The organism is Nonomuraea sp. NPDC003709, from assembly GCF_040610775.1.
Lineage (GTDB): Bacteria > Actinomycetota > Actinomycetes > Streptosporangiales > Streptosporangiaceae > Nonomuraea > Nonomuraea angiospora_A.
In genome coordinates this window covers 1-24,483 of sequence record NZ_JBEXMW010000029.1, presented here as the reverse complement: position 1 = coordinate 24,483, position 24,483 = coordinate 1, and the positions used below count along the sequence as shown (strand labels likewise).

Below are 24,483 nucleotides of genomic sequence, written 5' to 3'. Positions count from 1 at the left end.
GTCGTGATCAGCGGTTGAAAACGTGGACGCCACGTAACCGGAGGCAGGACACGATGCACTTGACGCCGCGTTTCAGTGCAGTGAGATCGCGCCATTCTCGCGCGGCTTCGCGATCACATTGGCCGATCGGCGGCGCGGGGCTGCCAGGTCCAGGTTGCCCGTGTGTACAGGGGCTGAAGGCCGGCTCTCATCATGTTGTTCAGCGACGGGTTGGATTGGCCCTGCGCCGGTTTCCCGGTCTCGGCGACGGGCCAGCGGCAACCGGCGTTCGCGGCCTCCTTGGCACGGGCCGCCGGCAGGGCCGACTGCGCGCCGCGGTTGCGATATTCGGGAAGAGTCGAGCCTGTGTTCAGGGAGCCGACCTCGCCGTGGAGGAACAGGTTCGCACCGGTCACCATGCGGTCGTCGTCCCAAACCGCGAAAGGCCGGAAGCCAGGGTGCTCCACGGCAGCCGCCGGCATCTCCGCGACGCCCCTTTCCAACATGCCGAAGCCGCGAAGGACGCCCGAAGCCCACTCCAGGGCCTCATGGGGGCCGACGCGGCCGACGCGCAGGTCGGTCGCGCCGGGACTGAAGGAGTTGATCGGGCACCACAGTTTTACCATGTGCTCTTCCTCCCGCAGATCGTGTGTAACGCAGAGGTCTTCCCAATCCGGCGGCAGAACAGACGGAGCGAGTTGCAACGCCGCGCCCTTCGATCTCCGGCTCCATCAAGGTGCGGAACAGCCGGACCTGGTGAATGCGGCCTGATTCCAGGCGGTTCACCCGGACGACGGTGGGCGGGCAGTGAAAAGGAGCGTCGATGAGCTCGTTCTCTCAGATGACCGCGTCGCGGCCGGCCACGACGTTGGCTCAGCGTGACGTGGGGGAGCCGGTCAACAACATGTTTTCTGGCTCGGCGTCAGGTAGTTGTCATCAACGAGGATCACTGGACAGTGGCTATCTACCAGTGGTTGGCGCTGTGGAGCTGGCCGCGGACAGCACCGTCGGGGAACTCGCCCGTGTGCAGGTTGGCGTACCAGTTCTTCGGCTTGGCTTTGATGTCTCTGAGCAGGCTGCTTTTGACACGAACCGAACCGGAGGCGATGTTGCCGCGAATGTCGCCGTTGGACAGCAAATTGATGACGACAGGGCCGTTCACGCCGGCTTTTCCCCGGTGGATGTGAAAGGCAGTGGGCCTACCGGTCTTGGCGAACCGCACAGCGTAGTAGAGACGTGTGCCCTCGATGCGGAACCTGGCGACGGCCACACCATTCGGATCGTTGACCTTCTTACCCGGCTCACGCACTTCGTTCCTGCCGGAAAGCTCGGCGGTGAAGTAGTACTTCCTGCCGCTGGTCGTCATGGCATGGCTGGCGGCGGCCGGAACCGTGACCGATCCCGCAGGGTGGTCAGACGCTCGCCACGGAGCGGCGGCCGCGGGAACAACCGCCATCGTGCTCAAGGCCGCCGCCGCGACCACTCCTGCCGCCGACGCGCCCCCGACCACGCGTCGCCACGAGATCCGCCCGTTGTTCGGCCGCTCAAATATGTTCATCTTGATCCTTCTGGCTGGAGAGATTTCGTGCATCGCAGACCGTACGCGAGGCAACAATGATCGTTCTGCGCAAGATTGCACACAGGGCATGGCGGCAACGTCTTATCCGGGACGCGTCGCTCCCTGCTCGACGAACGCTGTCAGAAAATGGTGGATTTTCAGTTGATGCGGCTCCGGGTCAAGGTACGGCCGGGTGACCGCGCCGAATTCAACGCCCCGCGGCAGCAGGTGAGCCAGCCGTGGGGACGTCGGATGTCGACCGTCGTAGCGGCATTCAGCGCGAAGCCGGCCAACGACGGGACCCGGATCCCCTTGATCGGCGCGGGCGAGATGGCTACAGCCGTCACCGCCTGACCGCGGGCGATAAGCTTCTGCGCGACCCGCAGACCATGGATGAAGACGACGTTCCTTTTCAGCGCTGACCAAATGTGTGCGGAGGGGCGGTCGCTGTCTCGCGACGCTGAGCCGGGCCCTGTTGACGACGAGTGCATGACGAGTGAACCGAGGTGGTCAGCGATCGGACGCCGGCACGTCCAATCAGGTGAAGACGCAGGAACGGACGAAGTCAAGGAGGCTCGTCTCGATGATCCGTTCGGTTTCTTTGGCGGCTCCGGCTGGATCGTCGCCGGTGGTCGCCCCTGCCCAGCACCGCGCGAGCCGCTGGTAAGTGCCGAGGAAGGCATAGGAGAGAGCGGGGTCGACGGCGATGCCTCGCTCCGCCGCGCGCACCCGCGCGTCGCCGCGCCGGGTCTCAGGCATCTGGCCAGCGCCGGAAGCTCGCCGCCTGGCCCACGAGCCGATCGCCGTCCACCAGGTTCCACATCGTCACATCCTCGATCCAGAACCGGCGGCCGGACTTGGCGATGCGTTGTCCCCGATAGCCTGCCGCGAACCCGTCGCGGTGCACGGTGCCCAGAAGCCGCTGGCGGTCCTCCTGCCGGTCAGGCTCGGCCGAGAGTTTGGAGGGCAGACCTACGAACTCCGCCCAGCCGTACTCGAAGCATCGCTGTGCGGTGAGGTTCGCGTAGGTGAAGCGGGGCTCGTTCGCCGCGTCGTGCGCCAGTACGCCGAAGGGCGCGTCCTCGTACAGCCAGCGCGCGGTGGCTCCGGGGCCGGCCAGAGGAGTGCCGACGAAGCGCAGGTGGCATCCCGCCAGCAGATCGAAAAAATCGGTGTTCACCTAGCAGCTCGTTCTCCATCTTCACTTTCGACCGGAGCAGGCCCAGGGGTGACTCGCATGTCGGCTGAGGCATGTGATCAGCCATGCCAGGACGGGGTGCGTCGCAGGTTCGCCGCACCGCGTCCGGGCATGACCGGCCGGCCTGTCGCCGGGCCTGAGCGACCCGGTCATGCGCCAGGTGCCGGCGATTTACCAGTGATTGCCATGACGGAGCTGGCCGCGGACCGCGCCGTCAGGGAACTCGGCGGTGTGCAGGTTGGCGTACCAGTTCTTGGGGTTCTTCCTGATGTCCTTGAGCAGGCTGCTCTTGACGTGAACGGAGCCGAAGCTGACGTTGCCGCGAATGTCGCCGTTGGACAGCAGGTCGATGACGACAGGACCGTTCGTGCCCGCCTTGCCCCTGTGGATGTGGAAGGCGGTGGGCCTGCCGGTCTTCCTCCATTCGACGGAGTAGTAGAGACGGGTGCCGCTGATGCGGAACTTGGCGACCGCCGCGCCGTTCGGGTCATTGACCTTCTTGCCGCGTTCGCGCACCTCGTTCCTGCCGAGCAGCCCGGCGGCCAAGTAGTACTTCATGGCCGAACCGCTCGTGTGAGCGTGGTCGTGCTCGGTGGTGGCCGTGACCGCCGAGGCGGGCTGGGACGCGGCGGCCGCAGGGGTGGCCATCACCGTGCCGGCGCCCACCATGGCGAGCGCTCCCGTCACGGCCGCGCCCCTGAGGAAGCGCTGCCACGCGATTCGTCCATCACTCATCGCCTTATACATGTTCATCGCCACTCTTCTTTCCTGACATTTCTTGTGACATGTCCTGCCGCTCGCAGACAGTAAGGCCGACGATAGCCGGTGTTCTGCGCAAAAATTCACTTAAGGCTTGTGATCAACGTCATAAGGCTTTGTGGATGATTTCGGTGCATTGCGTTGCCACTGCAGGTCGCAGGCTGGTTCGAGTGAATGCATCGCCCGATACACGGCATTGTCCGAGGGGAATCCAGTGAATTTTCAGTATTAATCAACCGGCCCCAGCATGGATTTATGGCTCAGATGCGCCGGTTCGATGACGCGGACCGCCCAGGAACGCCGGGGACAGTTTGTGGCCGCGGGAGTTCGTCATGACGACTTCGGAGATCGTGCATCGCGTCAGTTCGGCGGATCTCGTTGCGGCGTTGGCCGCGCGTACGCCCAGGGTCGGCGGCAACGACGGGGGCCGGCCCGGGCTGAGGCTCTACCGCTTCATCGAGCCGGCGGCGAGCACTCATCCCCGCTGTCTCAGGCTCGCAGGGCGCGTACAAGAATCTCCTGGCCGTTGCCCACGGTGCCGGCGAAGCCCTCCGACAGCACGCTCATCAGGGTCAGGGAGATCGCGAGGGTCTCGTGCGTGATGAATTCCTGGTGGCTGGAGATCGCCGCTGAGACGTTCGCAGGCGCCGCGATCGACAGCGTGATCCGGTCGGTGACGACAAGATCGGCCTCCCGGCGGGCCTGTTGCACGATGCGTACGACGTCGCGGGCGATGCCCTCGCTCCGCAGCTCCGGGGTGATCTTGGTGTCCAGCGCGATCGTCACCCCGTTCTGGGACTCCACCACCCAGCCGGTCCGCGGTACCTCGCTTACCAGGATGTCGTCCGGGCCCACTGCCACCTGCTCGCCCTCAACCGGCAAGTAGAAGACTCCGTCCTCCCGGACGCCGTCGACCAGCTTGCGAGGATCGGCGGCCGTGACGGCCTGGGCGACGCGCTGGGTCTGCGCGGTGAACCGTCGGCCGAGCGTGCGGAAGTTCGGCTTGACCGCGACGTCGATGATCTTGTTGTTCGCATCGAGCGGCTCCAGTGCCTTGACGTTCAGCTCGTCGCCGATGTCGTCCAGCAGCGCCTGCGGGAGCATGATGCCGGCCGGCAAGCCGACGAGCGCACGGCTCAGCGGCTGTCGGATCCGCAGGCTGCTCGCGGTGCGCGCCGCTCGGCCCGCCTCGGCCAGGGCGCGTGCCGTGGCGACCTGGGCCGAAAGCTCAGAGCTGATCAGGCTGGTGTCCGGCGTGGGCCAGGTCGCCAGGTGCACCGACTCCGGGGCCGACTCGTCACCGCGGCGTATGAGCTGCTGCCACACCTCCTCGGTGAGGAACGGGATGAACGGAGCCAGCAGCCGCGTCAAGATCTCGAGACACTCGTACAGGGTGGCCAGCGCGTCCTGGTCGCCCTCCCAGACCCGCTGGCGGGTCCGTCGCACGTACCAGTTCGAAAGGTCGTCGATGAAGGCGGCGAGCAACCGGCCGGCGCGAGCCGTGTCATAGCTCTGCATCCGCTCGTCGACGGCAGCGGCGAGCGCGTGGACCTCGCCGAGGATCCACCGGTCCAGGATCGGCCGTTCACCGACCGGCCGGACGGCCTGCGGTGGCCACGTCGCGTGCGTCGCGTAGAGCGAGAAGAACGACGCGGTGTTCCAGTAGGTCATCAGCACCTTGCGGACGATCTCCTCGAGCGGGCCGGGACCGACCCGGCGCTGCGACCAAGGCGAGCCCGAGCAGGCCATGAACCAGCGCACAGCATCGGCTCCGTGCGCGTCCATCAGCGGGATCGGCAGCAGGATGTTGCCGAGGTGCTTGCTCATCTTGCGGCCGTCCTCGGCCAGGATGTGCCCGAGGCACACCACGTTCTCGTACGGGGACCGGTCGAAGACGAGAGTGCCTACCGCCATGAGCGTGTAGAACCATCCCCGAGTCTGGTCGATGGCCTCGCAGATGTATTGGGCCGGGTACGTCTTCTCGAACGCCTCCTTGCTGCCCGGCACATGTGGGTAGCCCAGCGAGGCGAACGGCATGGCGCCGGAGTCGTACCAGGCGTCGATCACCTCGGGGACGCGGGTTGCGGTCTCGTCGCACTCCGGGCACGCGAAGGTGATCGTGTCGATGTACGGCCGGTGCGGGTCCAGGTCGGACAGATCGGCGCCGGCCAGCACTCCGAGCTCCTTACGGGATCCGATCGCGGTGACGTGGCTGTTCGCGCAGCGCCACAGCGGTAGCGGGGTGCCCCAGTACCGCGCCCGGGACACGGCCCAGTCGATGTTGTTCTCGAGCCAGTCGCCGTATCGCCCGTGCTTTATGTGCTCGGGGTACCAGTTCGTCTTCTCGTTCTCCCGCAGCAGCGCGTCGCGGACGGCGGTGGTCCGTATGTACCAGGACGGCTGGGCGTAGTACATGAGCGGAGTGTGGCATCGCCAGCAGTGCGGGTACGCGTGCTGGAACGGCTCGTGCCGGTACAGCTTGCCGTACTCCCTGAGCCGGTCGATGAGCAGCGCGTCGGCGTCCTTGAAGAACATGCCACCGACCAGGTCGATCCCGTTCAGGAAACGTCCGTTCGAGGCGACCGGGTTGACCAGCGGAAGATCGTAGGCCCGGCTGACGGCGAGGTCGTCCGCGCCGAAGGCAGGCGCCAGGTGGACCAGGCCGGTGCCGTCTTCTGTCGTGGGGTGGTCCGCGAGCACCACCCGGTGAGCGTCCGGAATGTCCACCAGGTCGAAAGGCCGCTCGTAGTGCAGCCCCTCAAGCGCGGATCCGGGCAGGGACGCCAGGATCTCGGCGGCCTCGCCGAGGACTCGCCGGACCAAGGGTTCGGCGACCACGAATGTGCCCTGGTCGGTGCGGGCGACTACGTAGGTCACGTCCGGGTGCGCCGCCACCGCGGTGTTGGAGACCAGTGTCCATGGCGTGGTCGTCCAGATGAGCAGGTCTGCGCCGGTGTGCCCGGCCACCGCGTCGCACAGCGGGAACCGTACGTAGACCGAGGGGTCGGTGACTGTCTCGTATCCTTGCGCGACCTCGTGGTCGGACAGAGTCGTGCCGTCGCGCGGACAGTAAGGAGCCACCCGGAAGTCCTCGACGAGACATCCGTCACTGTGGATCCGCTTGAGCGACCACCAGACGCTGTCCACGTATTCGGGGGACATCGTCTGGTACGGATGCGCGAGGTCGATCCAGTAGCCCATACGCTCGCTGAGCTGCATGAACTCGTCCACGTGTCGCAACACCGAGGCGCGGCAGCGGGCGTTGAACCCGGCGATGCCGATTTTCTGTTCGATGTCGGGCTTTCCGCTCAGCCCCAGTTCCTTCTTCACGGCCAGCTCGACCGGCAGGCCGTGGCAGTCCCAGCCGGCACGCCGAGGCACCGAGAAACCGCGCATCGTCCGGTATCGGGGGAAGAGGTCCTTGAAGACCCGCGCCTCGATGTGGTGAGTGCCCGGGGTGCCGTTGGCGGTCGGTGGACCCTCGTAGAACACCCACGGAGTCCCGCCGGCCGTGCGCTCCAGACTCCGAGCGAACACATCGTTGGCCTGCCACCACTCGATGACCTTACGGTCCATCCGATCGAAGTCGATCCTGGTGGGCAGTGGCACGAACGGCGACTCCACCGGCTGACCGCCGATCGCCATCAGGGCTTCAGCCCGTGACCATCGAGCCAGGCGAGCGTGTCATCGGCGAGTTCGCGCCAGCCGTGGTCGAACGGAGCGCTGTGACCCCGGTCCTCGTAGGTGCGAAGGTCGGCGGGTGCGCCGCTGCGGGCGTACAGCCGGTGCGCCCCTCGGACGACGACGGCCGGCACGGTGTGGTCCGTGCCGGTAGCGATCAGCAGCAAGGGCCCGCGGTCGCTACGACGGGTGTCGACCGCGGTCGGCGAGCTCCTTCGGAAGTTCGCGGTGGAAGCCTCGAAGAGCGGACGTCCCGGGGATGGGATCGTGAGATCGCGGTACAGCTCCTCGGACCCTTCCGGCGAGATCGCGTTGCCGAAGGAGTAGACGAACTGACGCGCCGTCAGTGAGACTGCCTTCCGCTTGTTGGCGGGGCTCCTGAGCACCGGAAGGCTCGAGCGCAGCAGGCTCAGCGGCACGGCCCGGACGCCCTTGATCGGAGCAGGTGAGATGCATACGGCGGCGGCGGCGGCCAGACCGCGGTCCCGCAGCTTCTGCGCGATCAGGCCTCCGAAGGAGTGGCCGACCACGATCGGAGCCTCGGGCAGGTTCTCGACGGCCCGTGCGTAGGAGTCGGTGACCGCGTCGACGCCGACGTCGGCGAGTCGTACGGGATCGGCGCGTGTCGCGGCGACGGTGCTTTCGTCGCCAGGCCAACCGGGCGCGAGGGTGCGGTAGCCCCGCTTGTCGAAGAGTTCTTGCCAGAGCTGCCACGAGACGGAGTGGACCCACAGGCCATGGATGAAGACAACGGACGTGGGCATCGTGTCGACCTCGCTCACTGAGGGGGGACGCGGCTCGGGTCCGGCGCCGCCGCGCTCGGGACGAGAATCTAGGGGTGCCCGGTGGACGAAGTGTGAAGGAATCCTGGACCGCCGCTGCCCATGGGCGTCTAGCCGCCCAACCCGGCAAGGAACCGGTCGGCGCGCTGCACGAAGAGATGTGCCCCCTGCCGAAGCGCCAGGCTGCGGGCCTGGTTGACCAGACGTACGGCGCCGCGGTCGTCGCCGGAGGCGTGCTCCAGCTGCGCGCGGACGAGGATGACCAGCGCCTCTGCGGAACGTTGGCCGTAGCGCTCGAGGTACTCCTTGGCGCTGTCGAGCGCTGCCGCGGCCTTGTCCAGCGAGCCCGCGGCGATGCGCATCTCACCCAGCAGTGCGTACCAGGTGGAGACGCAGGTACGGGCGGGGCTGGCGAGGTTGGTGCGGATGAGCCGTTCGGCCTCCTCCGCGGCGGCCGCGGGGTCCTGTCCGGTCGTCGCCAGCGCCCAGCACCGGGCCAGGCGCAGGTAGGTGCCGAGGGAGGCGAAGGAGAAGTGCGGGTCGGCGGCGATCCCGCGCTCTGCTGCACGCAGAGCCCAGTCGGGGTCGCCGACCACCGAGGCGGTCCGGGCCTCGAAGGAGGTCGCGGCGGTGACTGCGTAGGGGTCATCACCTGCCGCCTTCGCCAGGGTGTCGAGCACTGCGCGCGCCTTGGCCGTCTGTCCGTGGTAGCCCGCGATCTCAGCGAACATCCCAGCGGCCATCAACTGCACGCCGTCCCGCACGGAATCGCCGTGTTCTTCATCGTGGTCGGAGAGGACGTCGGGGCCCAGCGTGCTCAGCCGCTGGAACGACCCATCGATGTTCCCCAGGCACCACTCGTGGATGCCCGCCGCGGCCCTGCCGTAGCACCGGACAACCGGGTCCTCGGAGGTCCTGCCCAGCTCCTCGAGCCGACGGGCGAGAGGACTGCTGCGGTCCAGGTCGAGGGCCTGGCCGTGTGCGGTCCAGCGGGAGAACAGAAACCCGGCCGCCTCGCGATCTCGCCCGAGGCGCTGCGCGACCTGCTCTGCTCGCTCCAGCAGGCTGACGGAGGCCGTGCCGTACATCGAGCGCATCCCGACGACCGCGATCAGCTGCGAGAGCGCCCCGAGCTCCAGCTCGAGAAGCGACGCCCTGCGCGCCAGCTCTACCGCCGACCCGAGGTGGCGCTCAGCTGCCGCCAACGCCGTCTTCGCCTTGGCTCGAGCGCCGGCGCGGACCAGGGCCGCAACCGTACGAGCCGGGTCTGCCAAGGGCCCCGCAGTCCACAGGTGGTGTGCCACCCGCTCGGCGAGGGACTCGTCGCTCAGCCCGACCTCCTCGATGGCGTCCGCGATGGAGCCGTGCAGCGCGGCCGCGCGACCTAGCGGGACCGCCTCCGACACAGCTTGGCGCACTAGGTCGTGGGTGAAGCGATAGGAGAACGGGTCGCCGGGCGTCGGGCCGATCAGACCGAGGCTGCGGACGGGTTCCAAGCGCTCGAGGCAGGAGCCCACGTCGAGGGACGCCGTCCGGGCGAGCAGGGCGAGTTCGACGCTCTGGCCGACAAGGGCTGCGATCTCCAGCAGTTCCTGTGCATCGCTGTCGAGCGCGGCGAGGCGGTTGCGTACGACGTCGCGCACTGTCACCGGGACGGTGCTGCGCAGCACCGTCTCCGTGGTGAGCTCGCTGCCGACGCCCCACAGCCGGCCCAGTTCCTGGACGAAGAACGGGTTGCCGGCCGTGCGGGTGTGCACTGATGTGGCCACATCAGGGGCGAGCCGGACGCCGGTCTGGAGGTGAATGAGTTCGGCCACCTCAGCGGGGCTCAAGGGGCCGACCAGGAGCCGCCGGTGACCGGTCGCGCGACTGGCAGCGGCGAGCGTCCGGACCAGCTCCAAGCCGGGTGAAGGGCCCCGGTTGCGAAGCGCGCCGACGACAGCTGTGCCGGCAGGAAGGCGGGAGATGACATGCTCCAGGAGCTGTAGCGAGCTCGTGTCGGCCCACTGCAGATCGTCGAGCATCATCACGACCGGTCGCTCGCGGGCCACTTCGGCGATCAGGTCGGCGACCTGTTCCTGCAGGCGGAACCGGGCGTTGCCGTCCGGGATCGTCGGCGCCTTCGACATCTCCACACGGGAACCGACAAGGTGACCGAGATCGCGAGCCGACCACTGTTCGCACCGTGCCTGTGGCAGGACGTCGAGCAGGCTGGACACTGTCTCGACCCACGGCCACATCGTCGGCGTGCCCTCGCCCTCGAGGCAGTGACCCCACACCACGAGGGCGCCACGATCCTCGGCGTGGACGGCGATCTCCTCCATGAGCCGGCTCTTCCCGGCCCCGGGCTCGCCCTCGAGCAGCACGACTGCCGTGCCGTTCTCCAGGGCCGGCTCGACGGCACGTCGCAGCACCGCGACCTCGTCCGACCGGCCGACAAGTCGGTAGATGTCGCCCGACGCGGGCGTGGGCGAGGTCGGCGGCAGAGACGGTGCCGGCGCGCCCGAGAACGCGGCGACCGGGGCCTCGGCGGTTGGCGCCTGGTTCGCGGGGGTCTGGGTGAGCACCCGCTGGTAGGCGGCCTTGAGGACCTCCCCGGGGTCGATTCCGAGATCCTCGGCGAGGCCTCTGCGCACCGCGTCGAACACGGCCAGGGCTTCCGCCTGCTGACCCGCGCCGCCCAGCAGAGTGATGAGGCTGGCCTGCACCGGTTCGTGCAGGGGGGCCATCGCGGCGGCCAGGTGCAGGGCCGGCAGCACTCGCGCGGTCTGCCCGAGCATCAGCGCGACGGCGGCCGCCTCGATGCAGGCCTGGAAGTACTCGTCGTTGAGGCCGGCGAAGATCGGTGCGGCTGCAGGTCCGTGCACCCACATGTCGCCGGCTGGTCCACTCCACAGACGGAGTGCGTCGAGGTAGTGATCCAGCGCCGCTGCATGGTGCCCCGCCGCCCGCGCTGCGCGGGCGGCGCCGGACTGCTGCCGGAACCTCGCGAGGTCGAGAAGATCTGCTCCGGCTGCGCACAGGTAGCCGTTGCCCCGCCTCAGCAGGTAGGCGCCCGTTCCTCGAGGGGGCAAGTCGGGCTCCAGCAGGCGTCGTAGTGAGCCGACGTACTTGTGGATCACGTTCAGGGCGCTGGCGGGCACGTCCTCACCCCAGATCATGTCGATCAGCTCGCCGGTGCCGGTCGGTCGGTCTACGCGAGCGAGGAGCAGCGCCAGCAGGTACGCCTGCTGGCGTGGCCCGGCATCGAGCTCGCTCTCGCCCCGCCACACCCGCAACGGGCCGAGAATCTGCAGGCGCAGGGGGCCCTCGAACGGAAGTCCTCTCATCGCGTCGGTGCTTTCGGGAGTGACGAGCGTTGCTGTCATGTCCGACCCCTTCGGTGATCCGGCCCCAGTCCTGCCGCTCGCTTTGCGCCGGGTCGGAGGTGCGCTAGCGTGAGTGCATGCACACTCTAAACGCTGGAGTGTCACTCCAGCCAGACGTGAATTTCCGCCCAGGAGAGGCACGGTGACGGACGGACAGCACCTCCGCGTGACGTTTCGGCAAGGCGATACCGCCGCCGTGAGCCGGATGGCGGACGCGGAGGTCGCGCGCTCCCGTGCGGCGGGCGACCCGGCCGGCGAGGTGGAGGGGTTGTACGCTCTGGCCCGGGTCGCGCTGCGCGACGAGGACCTGAACCAGGCCACCGACCTGGCGCAGCGTGCCCTCGTCGTCGCGCAGCGCGCGGGTGAGCGTCGCCTCGAGGAGCGGCCGCGCCACGTGCTCGCCGCCGTGGCCCGGCTAGCGGGCGACCACGCGCGGGCGCGGGACCTCTACGCGGCCAGCATCGAGCTCAACCGGGCCCTAGGGCAGGACGAGCACGTGCACTCCGAGTACCACAACTTGGCCCTCGTCGAGCTGCACCTCGGCAACGTGGAGCACGCACGTCAGCTGATCGCGGAGAGCCGTGAGCGCGTCTTCCGAGCCGGCTACCGAGATTTCCTGCCCTACTTGGGACTCGCCGGTGCCGCCCTCGCGTCGGCGGACGGGGACGTGCGACTGGCCGCACGGCTGATCGGGTTCACCGACCATGCCTTCGCGGTCCTCGGCCAGGTGCCCGACCCCGACGACGCACGCGAGCTGGACGCGATCCGGACCCGCGTCTCGGCCGTTCTGGGGCGCGACGCGTTCGAGTCCGAGTGCGTGACCGGTGCCGCCTGGACCTCCATGAGAGCATTCGGCCGCACCTGGTCCGGCGACATAGGCCGCCACGGGGATGGAGAGTGAGACGTTGCCGGACCAAGCACCAAGCCGCCGCGAAGAGCACGCCGAATTGACTCGGCAAGAGGTCATCAAGGCCGCGCGGAAGCTGTACGCCGTGCCTGGCTACGCACAGACCACGGTCGACAAGATCGCACGCGAGGCGTGTGTCTCCCCTGCCACTGTCTACGCCCAGTGTGGAGGCAAGGAGGGCCTCCTCCGGGCCTTGATGGACATATGGACGGCGAGCCCGACGATGGGACGGATCATCACCGACTCGGCGGCCGCACCCACAGGCCGGACCAAGTTGGAGGTCCTGGCTGCGGGTTACGCCACGCACGCCGCGGAGGCCGGCGACATCACGCGCATCGTCGAGCGCGCCGCACCCAGCTCCCCGGCCGCCCAGGCATTCCTCGACGTCGCCGACCAACGCCAGATCGAGGCGCTGGAGATGATCGCCGAGGGCATCGCCAGCAACGGCGACCTGGCCGAGGGGCTCTCGGTCGAGGACGCAGCGAAGATCATCTACTTCCACTTCCGCAACCCTCAACTCGTCCTCGCCGTGGAGTCGTTCGGGTGGGGCGTCGACCGGGCGACACAGTGGCTCGTGGATCGGGTCGCGGCCGCAATCCTCAAGAGCTGACAGGGGTGCACGCGTCACTCTGTCGCGACTTCACCATGCGTCCACAGCGCGTCCATACGTTTCGGTGAGCACCTTTAAGACAACGCCGGGCCGAGGGATCGGCCCACCCTGGTGCTTCTTCATGGCTTCCCCGCCAGCTCTCTGATGTTCCGGCACCTCCTCTCACGGCTCACCGATATCACGGGAGCTCTTCTTGCTCAGCTCGGCATCGAGCGGTACTGCCTGTTCGTCCACGACCACGGTGCGCCGATCGGGTGGAGGCTTGCCCTGAGGGCGCCGAATGCGGTCACGGGCGATCATCACCCCGAGCGGCAACGCGTACGCCGCGACCCGATCTTCGGACCCGCCGGGGTGCTCTGACCTGGGCAAGTACCTCTGACTCGCCCACTCCGGTCGGCGCGGTCCACAGATCGGTCACTAGTCGTCCACCGCGCCTCCCTAACGTCGAAAGCGATGGCAGGAGCTCCCGGGGAGCAACCGACATCTCATGGACGCGCCGGACGGCGCGCTCCCACTACCGTCACCGGCGGTTCACCGAAGGAGAAGCCATGTCCAACATGCCCACCGTGGTCCTGGTCCACGGAGCTTTCGCCGATGCGTCCAGCTTCGCCCGCGTCGTCACCGAGCTGCTCGCCGACGGCACCCAGGTGCTGGTTCCCGCCGTACCCAACCGCAGCCTCGCCGGCGACGCGGCGTACGTCGCCTCCGTCGTCCGGCAGATCGAGGGACCCGTTCTCCTTGTCGGTCACTCCTACGGCGGCGCGGTGATCACCGTCGCCGGTCGTGAGGACAATGTGGTGGGGTTGGTGTACCTGGCCGCCTACGTCCTCGACGAGGGCGAGAGCCTCGGGGAACTGCAGGGCCGCTTCCCCGACTCGCCGCTGGCCGGGGCGCTCGTCTACACGCCCTTCCCCGTCGAGGGCTCCGACGAGCCGGGCACCGATGTGTCAGTGGACATCTCCAGGTTCCCGGAGATCTTCGCCGCCGATGTGGAAACCGCCCTCACGCGCACCCTGGCCGTTTCACAGCGACCGCTCGCCGGGGCCGCCTTCGGCGAGCCGGCCAGCACGGCCGCCTGGAAGGACCGGCCCACGTGGGGGATCGTCGCGTCCTCCGACCAGGCCATCAACCCCGACGTCCAGCGGTTCGGCTACGAGCGCGCCCAGGCCAAGGTCACCGAGGTCGACTCCTCGCACCTGGTGATGCACGCCCACCCGACGGAGGTCGTCCAGGTGATCCGCGAGGCACTCGTTTCCGTGACCGTGTAACAACGCCGGCACCCGATCGAGCATCACCCACCATGAGGAGCTCATGGCAGCGTCGCAGGCCCAACCCGTCATGCCGATCCACGACAGGTGGCTCCACGCCAAGGCGCCGGCCCCGTGGATACGGCTCCTTGGCGAGCACGAGCAAGCCACGGTCGCACCCGGTCGGCCTGGCGAGCAGCAGAGTGTGAGCGAGACATAGGAACACATCTGGTCTGGTCAGCGCCCACCAGCCGCCGGACTCGTGGACCTGGTCGACCACTTCGCCGCGGTCGCTCGGTCGTTCTGCCGTCCCCGGTGATCGTCGGCCACGGCTTCGGGGCGCTTGTTGCGGAGCTCCTCCTGGCTCGGGGTGTTGCCCGGGCCGTGGCGGCGGCTCACCGCAGGAGGTGCTCGAGCGCACGCCGGCCTTCCGGGAGTACGTCGGCGACTACCAGCGCCGGCTGTTCCTTGCCGACCATGCCGACCATGCCGACCTGCCGCTGAAGACGGTGCTCGAGCAGCTGGACCTGCTCGGTGAGCTGCTGCCGGACCTGCGCGCCGCCTTCACCGAGGGCCGACCGGCGCACGTGCCTGATGCGCCGACCCACGCCTCCCTCGTGGCGGCCGCCACGATACGACTCTCCACGCCGTCGACAAGGTGACCGGCACGAGGGACCGCGATGAGGTCTCGGCATGACCTCGGTCGTCGTCTCGGCCGGGCTCTCGAACCCGTCCTCGACGCGGTCAACGGGTCATGCGGAAGAACGTCAGTCTCTTCCTTTGGGCTTCCTGAACATACCGCTTGATCCCATCAACTCCTCAGGAGTGACAGTGAAGATCTTCCGAGCACGGCGGCTGCACACGGTCAGCCTTCTCACCCTCATCGGAATGCTGGCCCTGACCAGCACCTCTGCATCCCAAGCCGCCGGCAACGCGGACAGTCGACGGTCCGCGACGAGCACGCCGCCGTCAAGTGAGGCGAAGCCCAAGCCCACGGTGGTGCTCGTCCACGGGGCCTGGGCGGACTCCTCGGGATGGGCGAAGGTCACCCGTGGCCTGCAAGCCCAGGGCTACCAGGTCCTCGCGCCACCGACCCCGCTGCGTGGGCTACGCGAAGACTCGGAGTACCTCGCCGCTTTCCTCCGTGACCGAACCACCGGCCCGGTCGTCCTGGTCGGCCACTCGTACGGAGGAGCCGTCATCACCAACGCCGGCACATCGGATAAGGACGTCGAGGCCCTCGTCTATATCAACGCGTTCGTTCCCGACGCAGGTGACAGCATCCTTGGGTTGCTGGACCCGAACCACGAGCTCAACCCGGCTGATCTCTTCGACTTCGTGCAGTACCCGGGCGCTCCGGACGGCGACCACGACCTCTACCTGAAGCAGAGTGTCTTCCCGGACGCCATCGCGAACGGGATCCCGGCACGGGCCGCGGCTGCGATGGCTGCGGCCCAGCGGCCCGTCACCCTCAGCGCGCTCACGGCTGAGTCCGCCGCGCCGGCCTGGAAGTCGCTGCCGAGCTTCTACCTGCTAGGGACCCAGGACCACATCGTTCCCGCCGCCTTGCAGAGCGCGATGGCCAAGCACGCAGGGGCAAAGATCACCACAGTCAAGGCGGGGCACCTCCCGATGATCACCAACCCGCACACCGTAGAGGCACTGATCGTCGAGGCCGATCGGTCGACGCCGACCAGGTAACAACCCCTGAGCGGTCATCGGACTTCTCATCCATGGCGCTGCCGGCTCGGCGCAACGATGCACGGGGTCTTCACTCTTCCTCCACTGCACCCACATAGCTTCGGCGACCGGCCGCCCAATCGCGGCTTTTCCTGCATCGCAACGGACCAAACAGACCTCGAGCACGAGGCTCGCTCCGACGAGGAGGACAGATGAGCCGCAACTATCATTCGATCGCCTTCACCGAGCCGGTCCTGGACGCGCAGGACCGGTACGGAAGCCGGACCGCTCTCGATCGCACGGACCGGCACTTCTCCGGCCCGAGGCCTTCGGGCATCGGGGCGGCAGAAGTGATGGGCTCAGCTCCGAACACCGGGGCTGCGGAGACTGATGGACTCGATCAGATCAAGGATCCCTTGGGCCGCACTGAACGAGACTTCATCGCCGAGCGGGACGGCTTCTATCTGGCGACGGTCGCCACCAGCGGTTGGCCGTACGTCCAGTTCCGCGGCGGCCCACCAGGATTCGTGACAGCCCCCGACGAGCACACCCTGGCCTGGGCCGACTTCCGAGGCAATCGTCAGTACATCAGCACCGGCAACGTGGCGCACGACCCGCGCATATCCATCATCTTCGTGGACTACGCCCGCCGGCTGCGCCTCAAGATCTTCGGAGTCGCGACCATCAGCGACGTACGCCACCAAGGACCGTCATCCACCGCGTCCGCGGTCCCGGGGTACCGGGCGATCGTCGAACGTGAGGTGCGCGTCGAGGTCAAAGCGTTCGACTGGAACTGCCCTCAGCACATCACTCCGCGCTACACAGCCGAGGAAGTGGCGCCCGTGCTGCAACCGCTTCGGCACCGCATTGACGCCCTCGAGGCCGAGAACGACCTTCTTCGCGTCCGGGTCGCATCACTCCTGTCGGACCTCGAGACACGTCTATCCCCGTCACAACAACCGGGGGAGGACCGGTGAACGACGACAACATCCTGGACCGGATCACCGCACTGGTCGAGCGTGAGCACAAGTTGCGCAGTCATCGGGCAGACGGCTCCCTGGACGAACAAACCGAACACCACGAGCTGCACGCAGTCGAGGCGGAACTCGATCAGTGCTGGGACCTTCTCCGGCAACGTCGCGCGAAGCGGGACTTCGGCGGAGACCCTGATGAGGCCGTCCCCAGGTCCGCTTCAGTAGTCGAGCGCTACCTGCAGTAGGTCGGGGGCAGGGCTCGAACCGGGCCCTGCTGCCTGCAAGCAGCCGAAGGCGACGAGCCTGCGACTCTCGCGAAGCAGGCGCCCATGACCGCACCAAACGTCCACAGCCGCCGCGATTCGAGCGGACGGCCGGAGACGTCCGGTCGATGATCAGTGCCGTCCCGGCGAGGGTCGCTCAGCCTCTCGCAGGGAGATTCCGGAGTTCCGAGCCACCTTTCGAGGACCCGCCTCGGTTTCCGGCTTTCCCGTCGCGCGTCGACAACAGCCAGGTGGCGGCGGTCTCAACCGCGCAGCGCATCAGCGTCACGGATCGGGGAATTTGGGGACCTGGTACGACTGGTCGGTGCGGCGGGCCCGGATGACAAAGCTGAACTCTATGGTCGGCTCGGGAAGCTCACGTACCACCCAGAAGGCAAGCCCACTCAACGAGTTCAGGTCTTACTGCGCCGTGCACCCCATCCCGGGGAAATCCAGCAACCGCCCGTCCGGAATCTTCAGCAGGCGATTTGCCCTGACCGCGGCCTGCGACCCAGCAACCTGACCGCACCAGGAGCCAGTCCAGTTGCGGGCCCGGCTCTTCTTACCCGGGTCCTCCTCAGCACCGGCCTGCCTGCTCGCCTATCAGCCGGACGTACAGTGGCACATCGTGGGCGGCTTTCTTCGGGCCCTTGCCTTGGATTGATCGGACTTGTCAAAGGCTTCGCTCACGCCAGATCAGAGGGCAATTCCAGGTGAGCTTGACCGCTCCCCATCGCAAGGTCACCGCATCCGGTCTACTGGGGCGACGAGCGGACAGCCGCCGACGGCCAGAGCCGTAGCCGCGATGATGGCCAATTTACGTGACCGCATGAGGATCCTTTCCAGTCGAGCCGTTCTTTCCTGTCAGCGGATGCAGTAGGAGATGTGCGGTCGTTGAAGGTGTTGTCCTCGTTGTAGATCCGCACATAATCGAGTCGGTCGGCCGGCGCATTCGACCACACATTGACGTGGTTGCCGCGCCCGTTGGCGGCAGGATGTTGTAGCAGCCGGGGGCGAGTCGGGCCACCTCACCCTTGGAGCCGTGGTCCTTGAAGAGGCAGGCGGTGCCGACGGGGCAGCCGTAAGGCGCCGCGTTCGCCCGGGGTCGCGGCTACGTTCTCATCTGAGATGCGTCGCTCCCTGCTCAACGAATCCTGTCAGGAGGCAGTGGATTTCCAGTTGATGCGGCTCCAGGGTCAAGGTGTGGCCGGGTGACCGCGTCGAGCCTAAAGTCCCCGGCGGGCGAGCCAGTCGAGGGTGGCATCGGCGAGAGTGCGCCAGCCTCGGTCGAACGGGGCGCTGTGGCCGCGTTCCGGGTACTCGACGAGCTCGGTGTCCGCGTTTGAAGCGGCGTAGAGCTTGTGGGCGGCCTTGACGACGACGGCGGGCACGGTGTGGTCCTTGGCGGCGGCGATCAGTAGCAGGGGCCCTCGGTTGCAGCGGCGGGTGTCGACCGTCGTGGGGGCGTTCGGCCGGAAATTGGCCGACGATGCCTCGAACAGTGGGCGGCCTGGACCCGGGATGGCGAAGCGCTCGTAGAGCTGGGCGGACTCGGCCGGTGGCAGCGCATTGCCGAAGGAATAGGCGAACTGCTTCTCGGTCAGAGCGACGGCTCTGCGCCTGTTCCGCGCGTTTGACAGCACCGGGAAGCTGGAGCGCAGCAGGCTCAGTGGCAGGACGCGGATCCCCTTGATCGGCGCGGGCGAGATGGCCACAGCCGCCGCGGCCTGACCGAGGACCAGGAGCTTTTGCGCGATGAGCCCGCCGAAAGAGTGCCCGATGACGATGGGCGGCGCGCCCAGGCCCGCGAGGAGTTCAGTGTAGGAGTCGGTGATCGCGTCGATGCCGACACCGGCCATCCCGGAGGGGTCGGCGCGGGTCGCCGCCGCCGTCTCCGCGTCTCCGGGCCATCCCGGCGCGAGGGTGACATACCGCTCCTTCTCGAAGTGCTCCTGCCACGGTTTCCAGGACGTGGAATGGATCCACAAGCCGTGAATGAAGACGACGGGCCTTTTCATCGCTGACCTCAAGTGTGCGAGGGGGACAGCCGGTGTCCGCGACGCTAGGCAGGCGTTGTTGACTACGAGTGGACCAGGAGTGGATCCGGCAGGTCAGCGACCGGACGGCGCCACGTCCAGCTGTGCCAGGAACGTGTCGGCGCGTTGGACGAACAGGTGCGCCTCGCGCTCGGCCGACAGCCTTCGCGCCCGCTCCGCTGCGGCTCGCACCTTGGCTCTCGGTTCCCTCCGCGCCTGCAGCAGCCGGGCGCGCAGGAGAAGCAGCAGGCCTTCCGAGTAGCGCTGGCCGTAGGTGCGGAGGTAGTGATCCGCTCGGTCCAGGGCTGCCGCTGCCTGCTGTGGCTGCCCGGCCGCAAGCCGCATTTCGCCCAGAAGCGCGTACCAGGTGGAGACGCAGGAGCGGACGGGGTTGAGGAGGTGCGTCTCGATGATGCGTTCGGCCTCCGTGGCGGCACCGGCCGGATCATCGCCGGTGATCGCCCGCGCCCAGCACCGCGCAATCCGCTGATAGGTGCCCAGGAAGACATAGGAGAAATCGGGATCGACGGCGATTCCTCGCTCTGCCGCACGTAGCGCCGAGACCGGATCGCCGACGATGGCCGCGATCCGCGCGCCGAAGGTGGCCCAGACCGTGACGGCGTAGCGGTCGTCGCCGGCGGCCTCCAGCCTGTCGAGAAGTGTGTATGCCCCGGCCACGTCGCCGTGCAGCGCCGTGATCTCGGCCAGCATCCCGATCATGAGCAGCTGAAGGTCGTGCTGGACGGGGGCGTCCTCACGCTCCGCGGAGCCGGCGAGGAGGGTTCGTCCCGAGCGGCTGAGGTGGCGGTAGGCCTCTCCGATGTCGCCGATGTCCCACTTGTGGATGCCCCAGGCTTGCAGGCCGTACACCTGCACGATCGGGTGCGGGGACGACTCTCCCTGCTTGAGCAGCTGCCGCGCCAGCGGGCCGCTGCGGTCGAGCTCGATGCCCTGGGCGAGGGCCGCCCACCGGGAGTAGAGGATCCCGGCGGCCTCCACCTCCCGGCCCAGACCCCGGGCCAGGCGCTCCGCGCGCTCCAGCAGGGGTAGCTCCGCGCCCGCGTACATCGAACGCATGCCGATGACCGCAGTGAGCTGGGACAGGGCCGCGAGCTCAGATTCCGCGAGGCCCGCGCTCCGTGCCACCTGTGCGGCCAGCCGCAGCTGCTGCTCGGCCGCCTCCAGGGCGGATCTGGCCGCAGCCCGGCGGCCCGAGCGCACCAGAGCCGCCGCCGTGCGTGCCGGCTCGGCCAGCGGTCCAGCCGCCCATAGATGGTGCGCCACCCGCTCAGGTACGAACTCGCCGTCAGGGACGGTCTGCTCCAGCGCGTTCGCGACCCTCAGGTGCAGGCGGGTCGCGTGCCGAGGCGACGTCGTCTCCGAGACCGACTCCCGCACCAGGTCGTGCACGAAGCGGAACGAGTACGGGTCCTCTGGCGCGGGCGCGAGAAGCCCGAGGGCTTCGACGGGTTCCAGGCGGGCGAGACAGGAAGCGCTGTCGAGGTCGGCGACCCGGGCGAGCAGGCTCAGATCCACGTCCGGGCCGATCAGCGCGGCGATTTCGAGCAGGTCCTTGGCGTCGTTGTCCAAAGCGGCCATCCGGTCGCGCACGACGCCTCGCACAGTCGAAGGGACACCGGCACGGGCCGCGGCATCTTCGGTAAGTGGGCCGCCACCGTCGAGAAGCCGGGCCAGCTCCCGGACGAAGAACGGGTTGCCGGCGGTCCGGGCATGGATGGTCCGGGCGACGTCCAGGCCGGGGACCCGCCCGATTTCTCGGCGGACGAGCTCTGCCACCTCCGGCGGGCCGAGCGGGCCGAGCCCGAGGCGGCGGTGACCCGATGACCGGCTCGCCTCCGCGAGCATCCGCGCCAGCTCTGATCCGGGCACCGGCGCTCGGTCACGGAGCGCACCGAGCAGTACGGTGCCGGCCGGTGAGCGGCAGATCAGATGACCGAACAGGTGAAGCGACGCGACGTCCGCCCACTGAAGGTCGTCGACCACTACCATGACCGGCTGTTGTGACGAGACATGGGCGATCAGGCTGGCGACCTTCTCGAACAGGTGGAACTGGCCGCTGCCGCCCGGCAGCACCTGCCCGGTGAGGGTGTCGTCGTGCGGTTGCAGGAGATGGCCGAGCGCACCCTTGAGCCAGCTTCCCCGTTCCGGAGCGGCCACGCCGTCCAGGACGGTACGGACCACCTGCAGCCACGGCCACAGCGGCGGCGCGCCCCCGTCCTCGATGCAGCGGCCCCAGGCGACGAGCACGTCCCGGTCATCGGCCTCGCGGGCGACCTCCTCCATCAGGCGGGTCTTACCCACCCCGGGCTCGCCTTCGATGATGACGAGCCCGGTCCCGCCGTCCACGGCGCGCCGCATCGCCTCCCGCAGAATCGCAAGCTCCTCGGATCGCCCCACCAGGCCGTCGGCGGTCGCACCCGGCGCCCGCGATGCGGTCTCGGAAGACGGCCGGAGATTTTCGTCGCGGCTCTTCACGACCATGGTCGTGGCCGTGAGTTCCTGCCGCAACACCCTCTGATAAGCCTGCTCGAGCACGGGGCCCGGAGCGATGCCCAGGTCCTCCGCGAGCCGCGAACGGGCGGTGCGGAACGCCGACAGCGCCTCGGCCTGCCGACCGGCGGCTCCCAGGACGGTGATGAGATCGGCTTGCACCGGCTCGTGTAACGGCCCCATCAAGGCGGCCAGCTGTAACGGTGAGAGCACACGCTCGGGTCGGCCCAGGGACACGGCGAGTCCGGCGGCGGCCGAGCATGCTTGGAAGAATTCAGCGTTCAGTCCTGCGAAGATGGGCAGAGCCTGGGGCTCAAGGGCCAGCCCGTCGCCTGCGGAGCCACGCCAGAGCTGAAGCGCCTGCTCGTAGTGGTCCAGCGCCTCCTCGTGCAGATTCTGATCGAGGAAGCCTTCCGCAGCCGCGACCAGTTTCCTGAAGGCCGACAGGTCCAGCGTTTCGGCACCGGCCGTGCACAGATAGCCGTTGCCCCGGCCCACCAGGTACGAGCTGCTTCCCCGGGTGGGCAGTTCGGGCTCCAGCAGACGCCGCAGTGCGCCGATGTACTTGTGGATGGCGTTGACCGCGCTGTCCGGGGCCTCCTCCCCCCAGATCAGGCCGATCAGCTCGGGCTTGCTGATCGGCAGGCCTTCGTGGGCCAGGAGCAGGGCGAGCAGGTAGGCCTGCTGACGAGGTCCGGCGTCCAGTTCGACGCCGCCGCGCCACAGCCGCAACGGACCGAGGATCTGCATGCGCAGCGCAGTGCCAGGCACCGGGCAAGCCCCCGCGTCCGCGGTGATGGACAATGTGGAAACGGCCATTTCCATCAACACCCCCAATCGAGCTGACCGATGTTCCCTACGCGACGAGCGTTGCGCGATTTACCCGCTACCGAGTACCTATAGTCATACTCTAAACCCTGGAGTGCGACTCCAGCGGGACCAGGCAACCTCTATCGAAGGGTGAACGCGTTAGTGGCAGGCCACGCACAACCTCCGACCCGACGCGACCAGTACGCCGAGATGACCCGGCAAGACGTCGTCAAGGCAGCACGGCGGCTGTTCGCGGAGCACGGCTACACCCGCACGACCGTCGGCAAGATAGCCCAGGCCGCTCGCGTCTCGCCCGCCACCGTGTACGCACAGTGCGGTGGCAAGGAGGGTCTGCTCGGCACGCTCATGGACATGTGGACCGCCGGGCAACTGGTGCTGGACATCATCGCCGCGTGCGAAGCCGCCGGCTCGGGGCGAGCGAAGATGGAAGTGCTGGCCGAGGGATATGTGACCATCTACGAGCAGTTTGGCGACATCATCCGCATCGTGACGAGGGCGGCCGCGAGCACGCCGGTGGCCGAAGACTATCTCAGGACGGCCGAGCAACGGCATCAGGATGCCCTGCGCCAGATCGTCAAGCAGATTCATGACGTAGGCGACCTCGCGAACGGGCTGTCCCTCGACGACGCGGCGAAGATCATTTTCTTCTACTTCAGGCACGACCAGTTCGTTCTCGCCTCCGACACATTCGGCTGGGGCGTCGACCGCACCGTCCAATGGATCACCGAGCGCATCGAGTCGGCCATCCTGGAAGCCTGACCGGCCGGCGCAGCCATCGCTCCTACGAGTGTCCCAACTCGAAGAGCGACTTCGTCCTCATCGCCCTTGAGAGGGGTTTCACGCAGCTGTCAGAAAAGCCGTAAAGATCTTGGGCAACGGGAATGGCGCTACTGCTCCTATGACCTCGAACTGAACGTCGTCCTACAGGTGTCCGGAGCCGGGTGGCTCGACTTGGTGGGAAGAGCAAAAGTCACGGCCTTGCTCGGGCAGCCGGTGGCGGAGGATCTGGTTGAGCAGGCGACGCAGCGGGCGCCTGAGAGCTGGTGGACCAGGAGAAGCCCCCGGCCGCTCTTCTGGAACGACGTGGTGAGCGGGTCGGCAGCAGTCAGATCGCGAACAATCTTTGCGACACGGGTGAAGCATGGATCGCCGTCAACGATCTTGCGCCCGCCGACAATTACATCCGCCCAGGTCATGACTCTGCGAGGGCTTTACGTAGCGTACGCGAGCTCCGGTCCCCGGAGACGGGAGCGCGTACGGCAGGATGATCCGCCGTGCTCCTTCGCTTGGCCTATCTGGATCTGGACGATGCGGGCTGTCGGGCGCGCTTTTTGCTCCGGGACCGAGATGGGAAGTCCCGGCCCTCATGGACGAGGTCCTCACCGAGGGCGGCATCAAGACGGTGCTCACCGGTATTCAGATGCCGCGGATGAACTCGATCATGGAGCGGTGGGTGCAGACGTGCCGTCACGAGCTTGTCGACCGCTGCCTGATCTGGAACGAACGACATCTTCGGCACGCCCTGCGCGAGTACGAACACTTCTACAACCAGCACCGAGCCCACCAAGCCCTGAACCAAGCAGCCCCTCCGCGCACCGTCCCCGATCCGATAACGGATCCAGAGCGAATCATCGACCTGAATGTACGCCGACGAGACCGGCTCGGCGGCGTCCTCGACGAATACTCGCACGCCGCTTGACCTGCACGGATGGAATTCTCGGCAGGCACAGTCCTGGCCGCGCACCGGACGCCCGAGTGAGATCGGTGTGGCGGGCCGGACGGCCGCTCAGGCCCGGGCGAGCGCGACCGCGTCCGCGAGTGCGGCGGCGGCGGCCAGGGCAGGGAGCCGGCGCCGCCCCGTCGGCATCCACCACTCGCGCCGCCGTTGTGGCTGTGCCGACGCGGTGACAGGCAAGCGGCTGGGAAGTCGCTGCGCCCGGCTGGTGGATCCTGTCCATGGCAGTTGGTATTTCGCCGTCCAGGTGACGGACGTATCCGGGCGGAGGCAGCGACTGCGCCGTGGCGGCTTCCCCACGGCCGAAGCGGCGCTGCAGGCCGCCCGCGATCTCACTCAGTCGCTGGAGGCGGCGCCCGTAACC

The 24,483-nt window shown here is 67.9% G+C and carries 20 protein-coding genes and 1 pseudogene; 11 read left to right on the top strand and 10 right to left on the bottom strand.

Annotation, left to right across the window (positions count from 1 at the left end; genetic code table 11):
• Nucleotides 1-113 precede the first annotated feature (113 nt).
• Nucleotides 114-605: a hypothetical protein gene (locus ABZX61_RS54520; protein WP_355208205.1), complete on the bottom strand. Its 492-nt coding sequence runs from the start codon at nt 603-605 to the stop codon at nt 114-116.
• A gap of 338 nt (nt 606-943) precedes the next feature.
• Nucleotides 944-1,537 carry a CHRD domain-containing protein gene (locus ABZX61_RS54515; RefSeq protein ID WP_355208202.1) on the bottom strand — a complete coding sequence of 198 codons (594 nt, stop codon included), beginning with the start codon at nt 1,535-1,537 and terminating at the stop codon, nt 944-946.
• Between the two features lie 147 nt (nt 1,538-1,684).
• Between ABZX61_RS54515 and ABZX61_RS54510 the strand changes: the two genes are divergently transcribed.
• Nucleotides 1,685-1,891 (top strand): hypothetical protein, encoded by a 207-nt coding sequence (locus ABZX61_RS54510; RefSeq protein ID WP_355208199.1) that lies wholly within the window; start codon nt 1,685-1,687, stop codon nt 1,889-1,891.
• 183 nt (nt 1,892-2,074) lie between these two features.
• Here ABZX61_RS54510 and ABZX61_RS54505 read toward each other — a convergent pair whose 3' ends face one another.
• The 6 genes from ABZX61_RS54505 to ABZX61_RS54480 form a co-directional block, all read right to left on the bottom strand.
• The gene (locus ABZX61_RS54505) at nt 2,075-2,296 is read right to left on the bottom strand and encodes a hypothetical protein (RefSeq protein WP_355208196.1); all 222 of its coding nucleotides are present in this window, start codon (nt 2,294-2,296) and stop codon (nt 2,075-2,077) included.
• Entirely contained in the window at nt 2,289-2,717 is a 429-nt protein-coding gene (locus tag ABZX61_RS54500) for an MEKHLA domain-containing protein (protein ID WP_355208194.1), read from the bottom strand. Before ABZX61_RS54500 ends, ABZX61_RS54505 begins: the two co-directional genes overlap by 8 nt.
• A 189-nt stretch (nt 2,718-2,906) precedes the next feature.
• Nucleotides 2,907-3,470, bottom strand: coding sequence for a CHRD domain-containing protein (locus tag ABZX61_RS54495; RefSeq protein ID WP_355208191.1), 564 nt, complete (start codon nt 3,468-3,470; stop codon nt 2,907-2,909).
• Between the two features lie 513 nt (nt 3,471-3,983).
• Nucleotides 3,984-7,139, bottom strand: a complete 3,156-nt coding sequence (gene ileS, locus ABZX61_RS54490) for an isoleucine--tRNA ligase (RefSeq protein ID WP_355208188.1) — start codon at nt 7,137-7,139, stop codon at nt 3,984-3,986.
• Complete coding sequence (locus ABZX61_RS54485; protein WP_355208185.1) at nt 7,139-7,939, bottom strand: alpha/beta fold hydrolase; 801 nt, start codon at nt 7,937-7,939, stop codon at nt 7,139-7,141. The genes ileS and ABZX61_RS54485 overlap by 1 nt, the downstream gene beginning before the upstream one ends.
• 128 nt (nt 7,940-8,067) lie before the next feature.
• Entirely contained in the window at nt 8,068-11,325 is a 3,258-nt protein-coding gene (locus tag ABZX61_RS54480; RefSeq protein ID WP_355208182.1) for an AAA family ATPase, read from the bottom strand.
• 166 nt (nt 11,326-11,491) lie between these two features.
• Here ABZX61_RS54480 and ABZX61_RS54475 point away from each other — a divergent pair, with 166 nt between their 5' ends.
• From ABZX61_RS54475 to ABZX61_RS54445, 7 genes and pseudogenes are all read left to right on the top strand, one after another.
• Nucleotides 11,492-12,226, top strand: a complete 735-nt coding sequence (locus ABZX61_RS54475; RefSeq protein WP_355208179.1) for a tetratricopeptide repeat protein — start codon at nt 11,492-11,494, stop codon at nt 12,224-12,226.
• Complete coding sequence (locus tag ABZX61_RS54470; RefSeq protein WP_355208177.1) at nt 12,216-12,842, top strand: helix-turn-helix domain-containing protein; 627 nt, start codon at nt 12,216-12,218, stop codon at nt 12,840-12,842. The genes ABZX61_RS54475 and ABZX61_RS54470 overlap by 11 nt, the downstream gene beginning before the upstream one ends.
• A gap of 548 nt (nt 12,843-13,390) precedes the next feature.
• Entirely contained in the window at nt 13,391-14,110 is a 720-nt protein-coding gene (locus ABZX61_RS54465; RefSeq protein ID WP_355208174.1) for an alpha/beta hydrolase, read from the top strand.
• A 371-nt stretch (nt 14,111-14,481) separates the two neighbouring features.
• A pseudogene (locus ABZX61_RS54460) lies at nt 14,482-14,751 on the top strand (hypothetical protein); the annotation flags it as partial.
• Between the two features lie 31 nt (nt 14,752-14,782).
• A complete protein-coding gene (locus tag ABZX61_RS54455; RefSeq protein ID WP_355208171.1) occupies nt 14,783-15,790 on the top strand; it encodes an alpha/beta hydrolase in 1,008 nt (335 codons plus the stop codon).
• Between the two features lie 191 nt (nt 15,791-15,981).
• Nucleotides 15,982-16,746, top strand: a complete 765-nt coding sequence (locus tag ABZX61_RS54450; protein WP_355208168.1) for a pyridoxamine 5'-phosphate oxidase family protein — start codon at nt 15,982-15,984, stop codon at nt 16,744-16,746.
• Complete coding sequence (locus tag ABZX61_RS54445) at nt 16,743-16,988, top strand: DUF2630 family protein (protein WP_355208165.1); 246 nt, start codon at nt 16,743-16,745, stop codon at nt 16,986-16,988. The genes ABZX61_RS54450 and ABZX61_RS54445 overlap by 4 nt, the downstream gene beginning before the upstream one ends.
• Nucleotides 16,989-18,232: 1,244 nt before the next feature.
• Here ABZX61_RS54445 and ABZX61_RS54440 read toward each other — a convergent pair.
• Together ABZX61_RS54440 and ABZX61_RS54435 are read right to left on the bottom strand one after the other, a co-directional pair.
• Nucleotides 18,233-19,024 (bottom strand): alpha/beta hydrolase, encoded by a 792-nt coding sequence (locus tag ABZX61_RS54440; protein ID WP_355208163.1) that lies wholly within the window; start codon nt 19,022-19,024, stop codon nt 18,233-18,235.
• A gap of 93 nt (nt 19,025-19,117) precedes the next feature.
• Complete coding sequence (locus tag ABZX61_RS54435; RefSeq protein WP_355208160.1) at nt 19,118-22,378, bottom strand: BTAD domain-containing putative transcriptional regulator; 3,261 nt, start codon at nt 22,376-22,378, stop codon at nt 19,118-19,120.
• Between the two features lie 195 nt (nt 22,379-22,573).
• On the opposite strand from ABZX61_RS54435, the gene ABZX61_RS54430 reads away from it, so the two are divergent.
• From ABZX61_RS54430 to ABZX61_RS54420, 3 genes are all read left to right on the top strand, one after another.
• On the top strand, nt 22,574-23,143 hold the full coding sequence (locus tag ABZX61_RS54430) for a helix-turn-helix domain-containing protein (protein WP_355208157.1): 570 nt from the start codon (nt 22,574-22,576) through the stop codon (nt 23,141-23,143).
• A gap of 607 nt (nt 23,144-23,750) precedes the next feature.
• Nucleotides 23,751-24,083, top strand: coding sequence for an integrase core domain-containing protein (locus tag ABZX61_RS54425; protein WP_355208154.1), 333 nt, complete (start codon nt 23,751-23,753; stop codon nt 24,081-24,083).
• Nucleotides 24,025-24,483 (top strand): Arm DNA-binding domain-containing protein (locus ABZX61_RS54420; protein ID WP_355208151.1); only part of this gene is annotated, 459 nt, incomplete at its 3' end. The genes ABZX61_RS54425 and ABZX61_RS54420, both read left to right, overlap by 59 nt.

What these genes read in the sequence shown, in the direction of transcription:
- ABZX61_RS54465 (WP_355208174.1), top strand. Translation starts at nt 13,391, where the DNA reads ATGTCCAACATGCCCACCGTGGTCCTGGTCCACGGAGCTTTCGCCGAT.
- ABZX61_RS54470 (WP_355208177.1), top strand. Translation starts at nt 12,216, where the DNA reads ATGGAGAGTGAGACGTTGCCGGACCAAGCACCAAGCCGCCGCGAAGAG.
- ileS (WP_355208188.1), bottom strand. Translation starts at nt 7,139, where the DNA reads ATGGCGATCGGCGGTCAGCCGGTGGAGTCGCCGTTCGTGCCACTGCCC.
- ABZX61_RS54515 (WP_355208202.1), bottom strand. Translation starts at nt 1,537, where the DNA reads ATGAACATATTTGAGCGGCCGAACAACGGGCGGATCTCGTGGCGACGC.
- ABZX61_RS54510 (WP_355208199.1), top strand. Translation starts at nt 1,685, where the DNA reads ATGGTGGATTTTCAGTTGATGCGGCTCCGGGTCAAGGTACGGCCGGGT.
- ABZX61_RS54480 (WP_355208182.1), bottom strand. Translation starts at nt 11,325, where the DNA reads ATGACAGCAACGCTCGTCACTCCCGAAAGCACCGACGCGATGAGAGGA.
- ABZX61_RS54435 (WP_355208160.1), bottom strand. Translation starts at nt 22,378, where the DNA reads ATGGAAATGGCCGTTTCCACATTGTCCATCACCGCGGACGCGGGGGCT.
- ABZX61_RS54450 (WP_355208168.1), top strand. Translation starts at nt 15,982, where the DNA reads ATGAGCCGCAACTATCATTCGATCGCCTTCACCGAGCCGGTCCTGGAC.
- ABZX61_RS54440 (WP_355208163.1), bottom strand. Translation starts at nt 19,024, where the DNA reads ATGAAAAGGCCCGTCGTCTTCATTCACGGCTTGTGGATCCATTCCACG.
- ABZX61_RS54505 (WP_355208196.1), bottom strand. Translation starts at nt 2,296, where the DNA reads ATGCCTGAGACCCGGCGCGGCGACGCGCGGGTGCGCGCGGCGGAGCGA.
- ABZX61_RS54520 (WP_355208205.1), bottom strand. Translation starts at nt 605, where the DNA reads ATGGTAAAACTGTGGTGCCCGATCAACTCCTTCAGTCCCGGCGCGACC.
- ABZX61_RS54495 (WP_355208191.1), bottom strand. Translation starts at nt 3,470, where the DNA reads ATGAGTGATGGACGAATCGCGTGGCAGCGCTTCCTCAGGGGCGCGGCC.
- ABZX61_RS54430 (WP_355208157.1), top strand. Translation starts at nt 22,574, where the DNA reads ATGACCCGGCAAGACGTCGTCAAGGCAGCACGGCGGCTGTTCGCGGAG.
- ABZX61_RS54425 (WP_355208154.1), top strand. Translation starts at nt 23,751, where the DNA reads ATGGACGAGGTCCTCACCGAGGGCGGCATCAAGACGGTGCTCACCGGT.
- ABZX61_RS54455 (WP_355208171.1), top strand. Translation starts at nt 14,783, where the DNA reads ATGACCTCGGTCGTCGTCTCGGCCGGGCTCTCGAACCCGTCCTCGACG.
- ABZX61_RS54485 (WP_355208185.1), bottom strand. Translation starts at nt 7,939, where the DNA reads ATGCCCACGTCCGTTGTCTTCATCCATGGCCTGTGGGTCCACTCCGTC.